This window comes from Bradyrhizobium sp. 45, from assembly GCF_023073155.1.
GTDB lineage: Bacteria > Pseudomonadota > Alphaproteobacteria > Rhizobiales > Xanthobacteraceae > Bradyrhizobium > Bradyrhizobium canariense_D.
In genome coordinates this window covers 125,218-138,642 of the sequence record NZ_JADPIX010000049.1, presented here as the reverse complement: position 1 = coordinate 138,642, position 13,425 = coordinate 125,218, and the positions used below count along the sequence as shown (strand labels likewise).

The 13,425-nt window shown below is 64.1% G+C and carries 15 protein-coding genes; 5 read left to right on the top strand and 10 right to left on the bottom strand.

Annotated elements, in window-relative coordinates:
- Positions 1–30 precede the first annotated feature (30 nt).
- Positions 31–1,275: an MFS transporter gene (locus IVB42_RS07165; RefSeq protein WP_018455992.1), complete on the top strand. Its 1,245-nt coding sequence runs from the start codon at positions 31–33 to the stop codon at positions 1,273–1,275.
- Here IVB42_RS07165 and IVB42_RS07160 read toward each other — a convergent pair.
- Entirely contained in the window at positions 1,267–1,704 is a 438-nt protein-coding gene (locus IVB42_RS07160; protein ID WP_026233065.1) for a helix-turn-helix domain-containing protein, read from the bottom strand. The two genes, IVB42_RS07165 and IVB42_RS07160, sit on opposite strands and share 9 nt — an antisense overlap.
- 80 nt (positions 1,705–1,784) lie before the next feature.
- Between IVB42_RS07160 and IVB42_RS07155 the strand changes: the two genes are divergently transcribed.
- Positions 1,785–2,657 carry a class I SAM-dependent methyltransferase gene (locus IVB42_RS07155; RefSeq protein WP_026233066.1) on the top strand — a complete coding sequence of 291 codons (873 nt, stop codon included), beginning with the start codon at positions 1,785–1,787 and terminating at the stop codon, positions 2,655–2,657.
- Complete coding sequence (locus tag IVB42_RS07150; protein ID WP_018455995.1) at positions 2,650–3,162, top strand: DUF2938 domain-containing protein; 513 nt, start codon at positions 2,650–2,652, stop codon at positions 3,160–3,162. The genes IVB42_RS07155 and IVB42_RS07150 overlap by 8 nt, the downstream gene beginning before the upstream one ends.
- Here IVB42_RS07150 and IVB42_RS07145 read toward each other — a convergent pair.
- Together IVB42_RS07145 and IVB42_RS07140 are read right to left on the bottom strand one after the other, a co-directional pair.
- Positions 3,159–3,653: a VOC family protein gene (locus IVB42_RS07145; protein WP_018455996.1), complete on the bottom strand. Its 495-nt coding sequence runs from the start codon at positions 3,651–3,653 to the stop codon at positions 3,159–3,161. The genes IVB42_RS07150 and IVB42_RS07145 overlap by 4 nt on opposite strands.
- A gap of 91 nt (positions 3,654–3,744) precedes the next feature.
- Positions 3,745–4,290, bottom strand: a complete 546-nt coding sequence (locus IVB42_RS07140) for a carboxymuconolactone decarboxylase family protein (RefSeq protein WP_018455997.1) — start codon at positions 4,288–4,290, stop codon at positions 3,745–3,747.
- 136 nt (positions 4,291–4,426) lie between these two features.
- On the opposite strand from IVB42_RS07140, the gene IVB42_RS07135 reads away from it, so the two are divergent.
- Together IVB42_RS07135 and IVB42_RS07130 are read left to right on the top strand one after the other, a co-directional pair.
- The gene (locus IVB42_RS07135) at positions 4,427–5,641 is read left to right on the top strand and encodes an acyl-CoA dehydrogenase family protein (RefSeq protein WP_085349645.1); all 1,215 of its coding nucleotides are present in this window, start codon (positions 4,427–4,429) and stop codon (positions 5,639–5,641) included.
- A 148-nt stretch (positions 5,642–5,789) separates the two neighbouring features.
- The gene (locus tag IVB42_RS07130; protein WP_247398927.1) at positions 5,790–6,929 is read left to right on the top strand and encodes an acyl-CoA dehydrogenase family protein; all 1,140 of its coding nucleotides are present in this window, start codon (positions 5,790–5,792) and stop codon (positions 6,927–6,929) included.
- A gap of 192 nt (positions 6,930–7,121) precedes the next feature.
- On the opposite strand, the gene IVB42_RS07125 is transcribed toward IVB42_RS07130, so the two are convergent.
- From IVB42_RS07125 to IVB42_RS07095, 7 genes are all read right to left on the bottom strand, one after another.
- A complete protein-coding gene (locus IVB42_RS07125) occupies positions 7,122–8,159 on the bottom strand; it encodes an amino acid ABC transporter substrate-binding protein (RefSeq protein WP_026233067.1) in 1,038 nt (345 codons plus the stop codon).
- A 53-nt stretch (positions 8,160–8,212) separates the two neighbouring features.
- Positions 8,213–8,806, bottom strand: coding sequence for a L,D-transpeptidase (locus IVB42_RS07120; RefSeq protein ID WP_018456001.1), 594 nt, complete (start codon positions 8,804–8,806; stop codon positions 8,213–8,215).
- 196 nt (positions 8,807–9,002) lie between these two features.
- Entirely contained in the window at positions 9,003–9,977 is a 975-nt protein-coding gene (locus IVB42_RS07115; protein WP_247398930.1) for a hypothetical protein, read from the bottom strand.
- A gap of 84 nt (positions 9,978–10,061) precedes the next feature.
- Positions 10,062–10,625 carry a thioredoxin family protein gene (locus tag IVB42_RS07110; protein ID WP_018456003.1) on the bottom strand — a complete coding sequence of 188 codons (564 nt, stop codon included), beginning with the start codon at positions 10,623–10,625 and terminating at the stop codon, positions 10,062–10,064.
- A gap of 31 nt (positions 10,626–10,656) precedes the next feature.
- Positions 10,657–11,355, bottom strand: coding sequence for a cytochrome c biogenesis CcdA family protein (locus IVB42_RS07105; RefSeq protein ID WP_018456004.1), 699 nt, complete (start codon positions 11,353–11,355; stop codon positions 10,657–10,659).
- A 312-nt stretch (positions 11,356–11,667) separates the two neighbouring features.
- Positions 11,668–12,279: a sigma-70 family RNA polymerase sigma factor gene (locus IVB42_RS07100; RefSeq protein ID WP_018456005.1), complete on the bottom strand. Its 612-nt coding sequence runs from the start codon at positions 12,277–12,279 to the stop codon at positions 11,668–11,670.
- Between the two features lie 411 nt (positions 12,280–12,690).
- Entirely contained in the window at positions 12,691–13,425 is a 735-nt protein-coding gene (locus IVB42_RS07095) for a response regulator (protein ID WP_018456006.1), read from the bottom strand.

Here is a 13,425-nt window from a genome sequence, read left to right as displayed (position 1 = left end):
AACAAGTCCGGGCATGACGGAGTAAGCGGCATGCTCGATAACCCTCGACACGACGGATCCGTCGACGAATCCTCTCTCCGCTACGAAGGCTGGCGCATCGTTGCGGTCTGCTTCCTGCTCGCGACCTTCGGCTGGGGGCTCGGCTTCTACGGCCAGAGCGTCTATGTCGCCGAGCTCCAGCGTGCGCACGGCTGGTCGGCCTCGCTGATCTCGTCGGCCACGACGTTCTTCTATCTGTTCGGCGCGCTGCTCGTCGTCTTCGTCGGCGAAGCCGTCAACAAGTACGGCCCGCGCCTCGGCCTGATCGCAGGGACGCTGGCGATGTCGGCCGCGGCGGTCGCGATCGGCGCGGTGCGCGAACCGTGGCAGCTTTATCTCGCGAACGCCGTGCTCGCCTTCGGCTGGGCCGGCACGAGCCTGGCCATGATCACCAACACGATCAGCCTGTGGTTCGACCAGAAGCGCGGCATGGCGATCAGCCTCGCGCTGAACGGCGCAAGCTTCGGCGGCATCGTCGGCGTGCCGCTGCTGGTGAGCTTGATCGGCCATGTCGGCTTCGCCAGCGCTATGTTTATCGTCGCCGGCGCCATGCTGGTACTGCTCGTGCCGGTGATCCTGATTGTCGTCGGCCGCCCGCCCGATCTCCATGGCCGGCGCGCCGCGACGAAAACGAAGCCGCAATCGTCGGCGCAGATTCGTAGCCAGGCGTTGCGCGATGTCGGCTTCCTCACCGTGACCATTGCCTTTGCTTTGGTGCTGTTCGCGCAGGTCGGCTTCATCGTCCACCTGATCTCGTTCCTCGATCCCGTGATCGGGCGCGAGCGCGCGGCCGTCGCGGTTGCGGTGCTGACCGCGATGGCGGTGATCGGCCGGGTGCTGTTCTCGCTGGTGATCGACCGACTCAACCAGCGGCTCGCCTCGGCGCTGTCGTTTCTGAGCCAGGCCGTGGCGCTTCTCGTCGTCATCAATTTGCACAATGATTACGTGCTGATCGCCGCCTGCGCGTTATTCGGCTTCTCGGTCGGCAATCTCATCACGCTGCCGTCGCTGATCGTGCAGCAGGAATTCGATTCCGCCTCGTTCGGCGTGCTGATCAGCCTCAACACTGCGATCAACCAGGTGACCTATGCGTTCGGCCCCGGCGTGGTCGGTTTTCTGCGCGATTTCTCCGGTGGCTATGAGCTGCCGTTCTATCTGTGTATTGCGCTGGAGCTGGTGGCCGCGGCGTTGATCATGGTGCGGGGGCACACAAGGCGATCGACCGCTTCAGTCTGATCGCGGCGCGCGCGGTGCCCGCTTGGGCGACCTCGCCTTTCCCAATGCCGCGACCCGCATGAGGCGGCGAAAATGCAGGCATTCCATGTGACTTGGCGCCGGACAGGCCGCGGCATGGCGCAGGCCGTCGCGCATCGCGATAAGCTTGCGGATCGTTCGGTCCAACTCGTCGGCCTTGGCGGCAAGCTTCCGCCGGTCGATACGCGGCCTTCCGTCGGGTGCGAACATCCGGGCAACTTCATCGAGCGAGAAGCCCGCCGCGCGCCCCAGCGCGATCAGCGCCAGGCGATCCAGGATCTCCAGATCGAACAGCCGGCGCAGGCCGCGCCTGCCGATCGGGGCAATCAACCGCTTTTCCTCATAGAATCGCAGCGTCGACGCCGGAACACCGGAGCGCCGTGCGACTTCGGCGATATCGATCGTCATCACGCCTCTTGACCTCAAGTTCACTTGAACTGGCAGTATGCCGCGTCCAACGCCGCCAAGGCAAGACGAAAGGGGAAACCATCATGGACGCTATGCAGAAGGCGATTGAGCAGATGAGGCTTTGGAATGGTCCCGCCGGACGCGCCTGGGTCGAGACCCAGGACATCCTGGATGAGATGTTCAAGCAATTCGAGAGGCCGCTGTGCGAGGCCGTTCCTGCCGGCTCCAATCGTCGCGTTCTGGACGTCGGCTGCGGCACTGGTGGTCTGACCGTTGCGGTCGCTCGAAAGCTCGGGCAAGGCGGCCGTGTGGTCGGCATCGACATCTCCGCGCCGATGATCGGGGCGGCGCTGGCCCGCGCCGAGCGCGAAGGCACCTCGGCCAGCTTTATCTGCGCCGATGCGCAGCACCATAAATTCGACCCGGCGAGCTTCGATACGATCATTTCACGTCTCGGCGTGATGTTCTTCGAAGACCTCGTTGCGGCCTTCGCAAATCTGAGGCGCGCTGCCGCCGAAGGCGCCGGGCTCGCCGTCGTTGCATGGCGGGGCGCAGCGGAGAATCCGTTCATGACGGCGGCCGAACGAGCCGCCGCGCCCCTTCTGCCGAATATGCCTGCCCGTCCATCCGGCGGTCCGGGGCAGTTCGCCTTCGCTGACAAAGATCGGGTCAGGACCATCCTGCTGGAGAGCGGCTGGACCGAGATCGACATCCGGCCGGTGGATATTCCATGCCGCTTTCCTGCCAGCGAACTCGCTCGCTATGTCGGTTGGCTGGGACCCGTCGGAACGATCCTGCAGGACGCCGACAGGGGATTGCGCGAAAGGGTCGTGGATGCGGTGCGGCCCGCCTTCGCCCCCTACGTGGAGGCAGATGCGATCCGTTTTACCGCCGCATGCTGGATGATCCAGGCGCGGGCTTCAACCGACGCGGCAGGCGAGGTCTCGAATGGGTGAAATGATTGAATTTCTGGTCGGCGCCGCCTTGATCGGATCCGGTGCAACGGCCGTGATCGATGGTTGGGCAGTTCTCCGCGCGCATGTTCTTGGAATCCCATCGCTAGACTATGGACTCCTAGGTCGCTGGCTCATCCTGCTCGCGCGCGGACAGTATCGGCATCTTAAGATCGCGGCACCCGATCCGGCTCCACGCGAGCGCCTGATTGGGTGGGCCGCGCACTACCTGATCGGCATTGCGTTCGCGGCCGTCTTGCTGGCGATCTGGGGGCTCGATTGGCTGCATTCCCCGCGTGTCGGCCCCGCATTGATCGTCGGAATCGGCAGCGTGGCGGCACCTTTCCTGATCATGCAGCCGGGCATGGGCCTCGGCATTGCAGCCCATCACGCGCCACGTCCCAACGTGGCGCGTCTCAACACGCTACTCACGCATGCCGTGTTCGGCGTCGGGCTCTATGTGGCCGGATGGGTCCTGAGGCTCGTGCAGTGGCGAGGTGCGGACTAGGCCTCCCGCTGCTTCAGCAGCTCCTCCACATCCAGCCGCTTCGTGAACATCGAAAGCTTGCCGTCCGGCCCGAATGGCCATTGCTCCCGCGGCTTGTCCCAATACAGCTCCACACCGTTCTGGTCCGGATCGCGCAAATACAGCGCCTCGCTGACGCCGTGGTCGCTGGCGCCGTCGAGCGCAATGCCGGCCGAGAGCACGCGGTGCAACGCATCCGCCAGCGCCGGCCGCGTCGGATAGAGGATCGCGGTGTGATAGAGCCCGGTCGCATCAGGCGGCGGCGGCGAGCCGCCCTTGCTCTCCCAGGTGTTGAGCCCGATGTGGTGGTGATAGCCGCCGGCCGAGATGAAGGCCGCGCCCGAGCCCATGCGCTGCATCAGCTCGAAACCGAGCACGCCGCAATAGAAGCCCAGCGCGCGATCGAGATCGGCGACTTTGAGATGGACGTGGCCGATCCTGGTGCCGGCGGCGACGGCTTGGTTTTGCGACATGCGGCTGCTCCGTTGATGAACTCCACATAAGTCCGGCCTCGGGACAGTGCTACCGGCCGATCCCGAAACCCAGCGTTTCCGGATAGGCAACTTACGACAGCTCCCGCACCTCGCCCTCCGGCAGCTCGAACTCAAACGTGTTCAGCGTCATCGACACCAGCGTGTAATAGCCGCAGAGACCAATCACCTCGACCACGCCGCGCTCGCCGAGCAGCTTCACCGCCTCGTCATAGAGGCCCTTCTCGACGCCGTGGCCCTCATGCAGCGATTTTGCGACGTCGTAGATCATCTTAGCCCTGGGATCGTCGAAGACGGGCGTGCGGCGGTCGCGGATCGCGTCGATGATGTCAGGGTCCATGCCGCCCGCAAGCGCCAGCCGCTTGTGCGCGTACCATTCGTAATGGGCGGTCCAGTGCCGCGCCGTCACCAGGATCGCGATCTCCGAAAGTTTCGCGGGAAATATCGTATCGTAACGCAGGACCTCGCCGAGCCGCGTGGCGTGACGGGCCATGTCGGGGCTGTTGAGCCAGGCCATCATCGGTGCCGGCGGCCTGCCGCGCTTGCCGGCAATCGACTCGTCATAGGTCTGCCGCTGGCTCTCGTTCATTTCGCCAGGCGAAAGAAGCTTCAGGCGCATTGTTGTTTCCTCTTTGTTTTCAAGCTCGCCGTGGCGGCGACTATAGCGGATGCGTGACACGGAAGTGGTTGAATTCCGCGGGAGCTTGGCCCAGAGTCGCGCCCAACAAACCGACATAGATTGATGGAAACGACCTATGACTGACTCCAGGGCCAGCGAGACTGAGACCGCCGATCTCGAAACATTCCGCAGCGAAACGCGCGCCTGGTTGGAAGCCAATTGCCCGCCGGAAATGCGCAAGCCCGCGACGTCCGACGCCGACGTGTTCTGGGGTGGACGTAACGCAAAATTTTCGTCCGAGCCGCAACGCATCTGGTTCGAACGCATGCGCGACAAGGGCTGGACCGTACCGGACTGGCCGAAGGAATATGGCGGTGGGGGCTTAAGCGCCGCGGAGCACAAGGTGCTGCGCGCGGAGATGGCCAGGATCGGCGCGCGGCCCCCGCTGTCGAGCTTCGGGATCTGGATGCTCGGGCCGGCGCTGCTGAAATACGGCAACGATGCCCAGAAGAAGGAGCATCTGCCAAAGATCGCCGCGGGCCTGATCCGCTGGTGTCAGGGCTATTCCGAGCCGAACGCCGGCTCCGATCTCGCCTCGCTGCAGACCCGCGCCGAGAGCGACGGCGATGATTTCATCATTACGGGGTCGAAGATCTGGACCTCCTATGCCAACTACGCCGACTGGATCTTCTGCCTCGTTCGCACCGATGCCGCCGCGAAGAAGCATGACGGCATCAGCTTCATCCTGTTCGACATGACCTCGAAGGGCGTGACGACCAAACCGATCCTCCTGATCTCCGGCTACTCGCCGTTCTGCGAGACTTTCTTCGACAATGTCCGCGTGCCGAAATCGCATGTGGTCGGCACCGTCAATCGCGGCTGGGACGTCGCAAAATATCTGCTCCAGCATGAGCGCGCGATGATATCAGGCATGGGCGAGCGCGGCGTCGGCCGTCCGCTGGGCCAGATTGCGGCCGATTCCGTCGGCACCGATGCGCAGGGACGGCTCGACGATTCCATGCTGCGTGGCCGCATCGCCAGCTTCGACGTCGACGAAGCGGCCCTTGGCGCCTGCGCCGAGCGCGCGGTCGATCTCGCCAAGGCCGGTCAGGCCCATCCGGCGTTCTCGTCGGCGATGAAATATTACGGGACCGAGCTCAACAAGCGCCGTTACGAGATCCTGATGTCGGCCGGCGGCGTCGATGCGCTGGAATGGGAGAGCGAGCGTTCGAAACAAGGAGCGCGTCCGCGCGCCTGGCTGCGGACCAAGGCCAACTCGATCGAGGGCGGCACCACCGAGGTCATGCTCGGCATCGTCGCCAAGCGCATCCTCGATTTGCCGGGGGCGTAACCCCAGCGTCGTTCCGGGGCGGTCCGCAGGACCGAACTAAGGTGCGCGGTTGCGCACCTGAGAACCTCGAAATTCCGGGTTCACGCTTCGCGTGCCCCGGAATGACAACAACAGACATGCATTCCGCCAGACGTTAGAGACATTGCACATGGCCCTCGTCCTCACCGAAGAACAATCGATGCTCCGCGACAGCGCGCGCGGGCTGATCAGCGACAAGGCGCCGGTGTCGCATTTGCGGCATCTGCGCGATAGCAAAGACCCCATCGGCTTCTCCAGGGAGTTTTGGCATTCCTTCGCCGAGATGGGTTTTGCCGGCTTGCTGGTGCCGGAAGAGTTCGGCGGCAGCGGCCTCGGCTATGTCGAGGCCGGGGTGGTGATGGAGGAGATCGGCCGCACGCTGATGCCCTCGCCCTTCCTCGCAACCAGCGTGGTCGCGGCCTCGGCACTGAACCGTGGCGGCAATGCCGCGCAGAAGTCGGAGTATCTGCCGAAGATTTCCAACGGCTCCCTGCTCGCGACGCTCGCGATCGACGAGGGCGCAAAACACCGCCCGCTTCAGACCAGCCTCCAGGCCGTGCGCGCCGGCAACGGCTTCAAACTCTCCGGCGCCAAGGCGCTGGTGGTCGACGGTCACGTTGCCGATCTCCTCATCGTCGCTGCGCGTACGGCCGGCTCAGCCGGCGAGCGCGAGGGGCTGACGCTGTTCCTGGTCAACCCCAAGGCCAAGGGCGTTGCGATCGAGCGCACCATCATGGTCGACGCGCACAATGCGGCGCGGATCGAGCTTGCCAATGTCGAGGTCGATGCCGACGGCGTGCTCGGCGAAGTCGACCAGGGAGCCGGCTTGCTCCACGGCGTGCTCGATATCGGGCGGGGCGCAGTGGCCTCCGAAATGGTGGGTCTGAGCGAAGAGGTGTTCAACCGTACCGTCGAGTACCTGAAGAGCCGCAAGCAGTTCGGCAAGCTGATCGGCGAATTCCAGGCGCTGCAGCACCGCGCCGCCGAACTCTATGTCGATATCGAGATCACCCGCGCCGCCGTGATGAAGGCGCTGCAAGCGCTCGATACGGACGTCGCCAAGGCGGCGTCAGCCGTCGCAGTGGCGAAAGCCCGCGCCGGCACCACCGCCACGCGCGCGGTGCAGGAAGGCGTGCAGATGCATGGCGGCATGGGCATGACCGACCAGTTCGACATCGGCTTCTTTATGAAGCGCGCGCGCGTGTGCGAGGAATTGTTCGGCGACGCCAATTACCACACCGAGCAGCTGGCAAGGGCGCGGGGGTATTGAGGCGAGGGTACCAATGGGCACAGCTGCGCCTCGAATAGAGGTGTCGTCCCGGCGAAGGCCGGGACCCATAACCCCAGGGAGCAGTTTGAGAAAGACTCGGAGTTGCTAGCTGCCGCTACAATTTCCGATGGTGGTTATGGGTCCCGGCCCCCCGTGCGCAATTGCGCACTAGGCCGGGACGACAAAGACCTCTTACCGCACCGGCGGCGCGTACTGCACGCCGCCCGCATTCCACAGCTGGTTCATGCCGCGCGGGATCTTCAGCTTCGACTTCTCGCCGATGTTGCGCTCGTACATCTCGCCGTAATTGCCGACGTGGCGGATGATGCGGACCACCCAATCCTTGGTCAGGCCGAGCTGCTCGCCGTAATTGCCCTCGGTGCCGACCAGCCGCATCACTTCCGGCTTCTTCGACTTCAGGGCCTCGTCGATGTTCTCCGAGGAGACGCCGAGCTCCTCGGCGTTGATCATCGCGTACAGCGTCCACTTCACGATCATCATCCAGTCGTCGTCGCGCTGGCGCACGACGGGGGCGAGCGGCTCCTTGGAGATCATGTCCGGCAGGATCATGCTGTCGCCGGGCTTCGACAGGTTCAGCCGCAGCGCGTAGAGCTGGGAGACGTCGGCGGAGAGCGTGTCGCATTTGCCGGTGTCGTAGGCTTTCACGACGTCGTCCAGCTTGTCGAACTTCACCTCTTCATACTTCATGTTGTTGGCACGGAAGTAATCCGCGACGTTGAGCGCCGTGGTGGTCCCGGTCTGGACGCAGACCTTGCTCCCGGTCAGGTCCAGCGCGGTCTCCTTGTTGCGCGCGCGCGGCAGCATGAAGCCTGCGCCGTCGTAATAGGCGACCGCGGGGAAATAGAGATCGTAGTCGAGCTCGCGCGCCATGCTCCAGGTCGAGTTGCGCGAGAGGATGTCCACTTTCCGGCTCTGCAATTCCTTGAAGCGCTCGTTGGCATCGAGCGCGACGAATTTCGCCTTGCTCGGGTCGTTGAAGATCGCGGAAGCCACCGCGCGGCAGAAATCGACGTCGAAGCCGGTCCAGTTGCCCTTGTCGTCGGGGATCGAGAAGCCCGGCAGGCCCTTGTTGACGCCGCACAGCACTTCGCCGCGGCGGACGGTGCGCTTCAACGTGCGGGTGTCGTAGAATTCATAGATGATGGCCAGGACGGCGACCAGCACGGCGACTGCGAGCCCGATCAGCAGGCCGCCACGAAAAGTGCGCATCATGTTGCTCTCTCGAAAAATCGGGAAAAGGAATATTCGCTAATGCGAGGAGATCAGAGTTCGGGCTTCTGCCGGATGACGACCTTGGTGCCGACAGGGACGCGATCGTAGAGATCGGCGACGTCGCGGTTGACGAGCCGGAAGCAGCCGGAGGAGACCTTGGTGCCGATCGTGTCGGGCCGGTTGGTGCCGTGGATGCGGTAGACCGTGGTGCCCAGATACATGGCGCGCGCACCGAGCGGATTACCGGGGCCGCCGGCCATGAAGCGCGGCAGATAAGGCTGGCGCTGGATCATCTCCGGCGGCGGCGTCCAGTCCGGCCACTCCTTCTTGTTGGTGATGTTCACCAGACCCTGCCACTGAAAACCGTCGCGGCCGACGCCGATGCCGTAGCGGATCGCACGACCGCCAGGCTGCACCAGATAGAGATGCCGTTCGGCGGTCGAGATGATGAGGGTGCCGGGCGCTTCGGTGGTGCGGAAGTAGACGACCTGCTTCTGCCATTCCGGATCGAGCTCATAGGCATCGTCGGCGACCAGGCCCGGCTCGTCGCCGCGGTCGGGCTGCTGGGCGTAGGCGTGGGGCGCGGACAGGATCAGGCCGATCGCAGCCACAAACACCCCGGTCAGGCGACGAAAATCCGTCATTTCAAGCTCTCCCCGCGGCCAAAGCCAAATCATCTGGAACCATCAAATCTCAGGGCCATCTTCATGGCAAGTTCAAGGCACCCTTAGACCATATGTCACGAGAATGCTTTGGTTTTTTGACGGACCGCGCGCAATGCCACAAACGGGGGATGGCGCGAAAAGCAGTGGTCGCAGCATCCTCACCGCGCGCGGCCTGTCAGATCTGGTTATTCTCAGCCGCGATCCCGAGCCGCCGGACGATCTCCGTCCCCACGGGCCGGGCCTCAGGCCTCGAACCGATGCGAGGGCTGCGAAACCGTTGTCCTGACTGCAATCGGATCACGACGATGCAGTGCTCGTCCTCGGAGCGGCCGCGGCGCTCGACCGTGATCGTCTTGACGTCGCGCCCTTCGATGTGGTCGGCGCGCAACGTGCCGTCGCCCCACAGGCGTTCGATCCGGATATCGCCCTGGCGGATGATCCAGAACGCGCCGGTCACAAGGTTGGCATAACGGGAAACGCCAAAAGCGGCGAGCGCGCCGACGGGCAGCAGCACGATGTCGACCGACCCGGGCGACAGGCCACGCCAGAGCCTGTAGGCGTAGGGAACGGCGCACAATGCGACGACGATCAGTGCGACGATCCTGATGTCTCTCTTCGAGAACGGCTCGAGGGGGTCGCCGAGACGCATCTCGGGATTGCTGGCATCGAGCGGATTGACCGGAGACTCGACGTCGGGGACGTCGAATTGCGCGGCGATCCGCGCCACCGTGTCGTGCACATGGGTGACGTCGGAGATCGGCGGCGAGGTCAGGCGTTCTCCGGAGGCCAGCGTGAAGGCCAGCTGAAAGCGGGCTTTCGCCCTCTTGCTGCCGGGAACCTGCAATCCCTTGATGTCGTCCTTGGCGACGATCCGCGTCCGCAGTTTTCCGAACGGGCGCTGCTCGCCGATCAAGATCTCGTCCGGCGTGATGATCCACACCACCGCCGGCGCCAGCATGATGATAGCGACGAACGCTGCTCCAACGAGCAGCGCGACCACGGAGATGATCACCTCCAGGGGATCGTGTGTGAACAGGCCCGGCGTGAAGCACAGCGCAACGGCAGCCGCAAAGCCGGACATGACCAGCCGCTGCGCAATCGAGGCGCCCTCGCGAAGGCGAATGTCGGTGCTGTTGGTGGCGTCGTCCATCGCGGGCGGCTGATTACGTGGCCCGCGAAACTCCACGGACGGGTCCGTGGAGTCAAGCAACAAGGGCGCGACCCGTGCCGGGCGTCAGCTATTGGCGTTCAGCAGCTTTGCCACGGTGCGGTCGATCTCGTCATAACGGCCTTCGCCCTCGTGCTGGAATACGATCTTGCCGTTCTGGTCGATGATGTACTGCGCCGGCCAATATCGGTTGCGGTAAGCGTTCCAGGTCCTGGAATCATTGTCCTGCGCCACCGGATAGGTGATGCCGTGGCGCTTCAGCGCCGCCTGCACATTGGAGGCCGAGCGCTCGAACGGGAACTCCGGCGTGTGCACGCCGACCACGACGAGGCCCTTGTCCTTGTACTTGGCATAGAGATCGGTGACGTGCGGCAGCGTGTTGACGCAGTTGACGCAGCCATAGGTCCAGAAGTCCACCAGCACGACCTTGCCGCGGAGATCGGCGATATTAAGCGGCTTCGAGTTGAACCAGTTGTTGATGCCGGCGAAGTCGGGCGCGGTGTCCTGGCTGGCGGCGGCGGTGACGACAGGGACAGCGCGCGCGGCCTCGTCGCAGATGCCGGGGATGACGGCGCCTGTTACGGCGATGCCGATCAGTGCGGCGGAGACGGCGAGCAGTTTGAAAGTCATGGAAAGATCCTCCGGTGAAGCTGAGGGATGATCACAGGCCGATCTGGCCGGTGGGATAGAAGCCGGTGAGCCACGCCACGATCAGCGTGTCGTATTGGAAGTAGGCGGCGAGCGCGAAGCCGATCACGACGACGCCAAAGCCCTGCTGCAGCCGTGGCGAAATGCGCGCGAGACTGCGCACGCGCGTGGTCGCGGCCTGCCCGCCATAGGCGATCGCCAGCATGGGAATCGCCGCGCCGATGGCGTAGGCGATCAGCAGCGTGCCGGCCCAGGTCGCCTTCTCAGTCGTTGCGACCAGCGTCAGGATCGAGCCGAGCACCGGGCCGGCACAGGGCGTCCAGACCAGGCCGAGCGTGGTGCCGAGCACGAGCCCGCCGAGTGCGCCCTCGCGCTGCGTGGCGCTGGAGTTGCCGAGATCGAGCCAGCCGTTGAGCCGGATCGACAGCCATTCGAACGGTGCCGGCCACAGCATCAACAGGCCGAAGCCGAGCAGCAGGATCGAGGCCGCTTCGCGCAGCACGTTCGGATCGAAATTAAACAGCCGCGTGATGGCGCCGAGCAGCAGCGCGGTCGCGGAGAACGAGATGACGAAGCCGAGCGCGATCATCGCCGGACGAAGATGCGAGCTGCGGCCGATTGAGGCGCCGAGCAGGATCGGCAGCATCGGCAGCGTGCACGGCGCGGCGATGGTGAGGATGCCGGCGAGGGCAGCGAAGAGAAGTTCGAGCATGGGGCACTCGTGGAGAGGGTCACGAGGGCAGTTCGGGATGAGCGAGGCAGTCGTTACGCCGCGTCACGCCTTCGTGACGGGAGTGCTGCTGCCGCAGCTGTCTGCTCCAAACACAAAACGACCCGGAGGGGGGCATCCCGTCCGGGTCGTTGGAGGTCTTGGGAGGTTTAACGAAACCGTATGTGAGCTTTATAGGAGGGAAGTTTTTCCGCCTGATGTTGTGCTTTGTTTCAATTGTTTCGTCGGCGGTAACACTTCCGTGTCCGAGATAGGGCCAAAGCCAATGGCCTATCCCATTGAAATATCTGAATTTCAGGCGGCGAAGCGCTCGACGCCACAGCCCTTAAGCAATTCGGCCAGTTGCTTGCGGGCGTAGAACATCCGGGTCTTCACCGTGCTCTGCGGGATGCCGATGATCTGGCCGACCTCCTCCACCGACTTCTCGTGGTAGTAGACCAGCGTGATGATCTCGCGATGCGCGGGCGACAGCTTCTGGACGCAGGCGCGCAGGATGGCGCTGGTGTCGCTGCGGTCGAGCGAGGTCTCCGGCGTGTCGCAACCATCGGCGATCTGGCGCACGTCTTCCTGGTCGATGTCCTCGAAGCGGCGCTGGCGCATCGCAGTCAGCGCCTTGAAGCGGGCGATCGAGAGCAGCCAGGTCGAAACCTGCGAGCGGCCCTGGAATTGGCCGGCGGTCCGCCACACGTCCAGAAACACCTGGCTCACCAGGTCTTCCGCCGTAGTCGCGTCGCGCACGATCCGCAGGATGAAGCGGTAGACGCGCACATTGTGCCGGCAATAAAGGATGTGCATGGACGTCCGGTTGCCGTCGGCAATGCTTTCGAGAAGCATGTCGTCCGAGGTCGCCTGAGCGGCAATGATGCTCTGGCTGGCTTGGGCGTTGATGGCGATGACGTTCGGCATTGACTTGGCTCCCCGTAGCGCCGCAACCGAGCGGCGTTTCCTTGGACCAAAGTGTTAATGAGCCAACGTTTCGGGACGTCTGCACGAAAAGCGGAAAATGGTTTCGTGCGCCGACAAATTGTTTCGTCGAATTAGCCGCGACGAAACATTCGGGGCAAAAAAGCGTGGAATTTCAAGGTACGGAAAATACGGGGGTGGGGATTAGGCCGCCAGCGGAGGCGCCGGGAACGTATTTCGGGCTTTTGCGTTCGCACTCCCCGTGTCGTCCTGGACAAGCGAGCAAAGCGAGCGCCGATGCAGGACCCATTACCCCAGGGAGACGTTTTGCGGAGACGTGTGGTTGCCAGCTCGCGCCACAATCTCTGCCTGGGGTAATGGGTCCTGGCGTTCGCCAGGACGACAATGGAGCCCCTACGCCTTCTCACCCGCCGGCGAGAACAAATAGCCGCCGCCGCGGATGGTGCGGATCACGGCGGGTTTTGCCGGATCGGGCTCGATCTTGCGGCGGATGCGCATGATGCGCAGGTCGACGGCGCGGTCGAAGGCTTCGGCGTCGCGGGCATTGGCCAATTCCAGCAGGCGCTCGCGCGACAGCACGCGCTTCGGATTGGCCGCGAACACTTTCAAGAGCCCGAACTCGGATGCGGTCAGCGGGTGCTCGTTGCCCTCGTCGTCGCGCAAGGCCTGCGCTTCGAGATCGAGCCACTTGGTCCCGAACCGTACCAATTGCTCCTTGTCCGATTTCGCAGCCGCCGCGTCCGCCACGGCTTTCGCCGGCGCGCTCCGGCGCAGCACCGAGCGGATGCGTGCCATCAGCTCACGCAGCTCGCACGGCTTGGCCACGTAATCGTCGGCGCCGAGCTCGAGGCCGACGACGCGGTCGATCGGGCTTGCCGTCGCCGTCAGCATGATCACCGGCACGTTGATGCGGCTCTTGAGGTCGCGGATGATCGAGAGCCCGTCTTCCTCCGGCATGTTGAGGTCGAGCACGACGAGGTCGGGCATGCTGCCGTCGATCGCCGTGCGCAACGACTTACCGCCGTCGCACAGCGTCACGGTGAAGCCGTGCATCTTGAGGTAATCGCCGACCATCTCCCGGGCCGGGGCCTCGTCGTCGACGATCATGATGTGCTGGCTTTGGGTCAT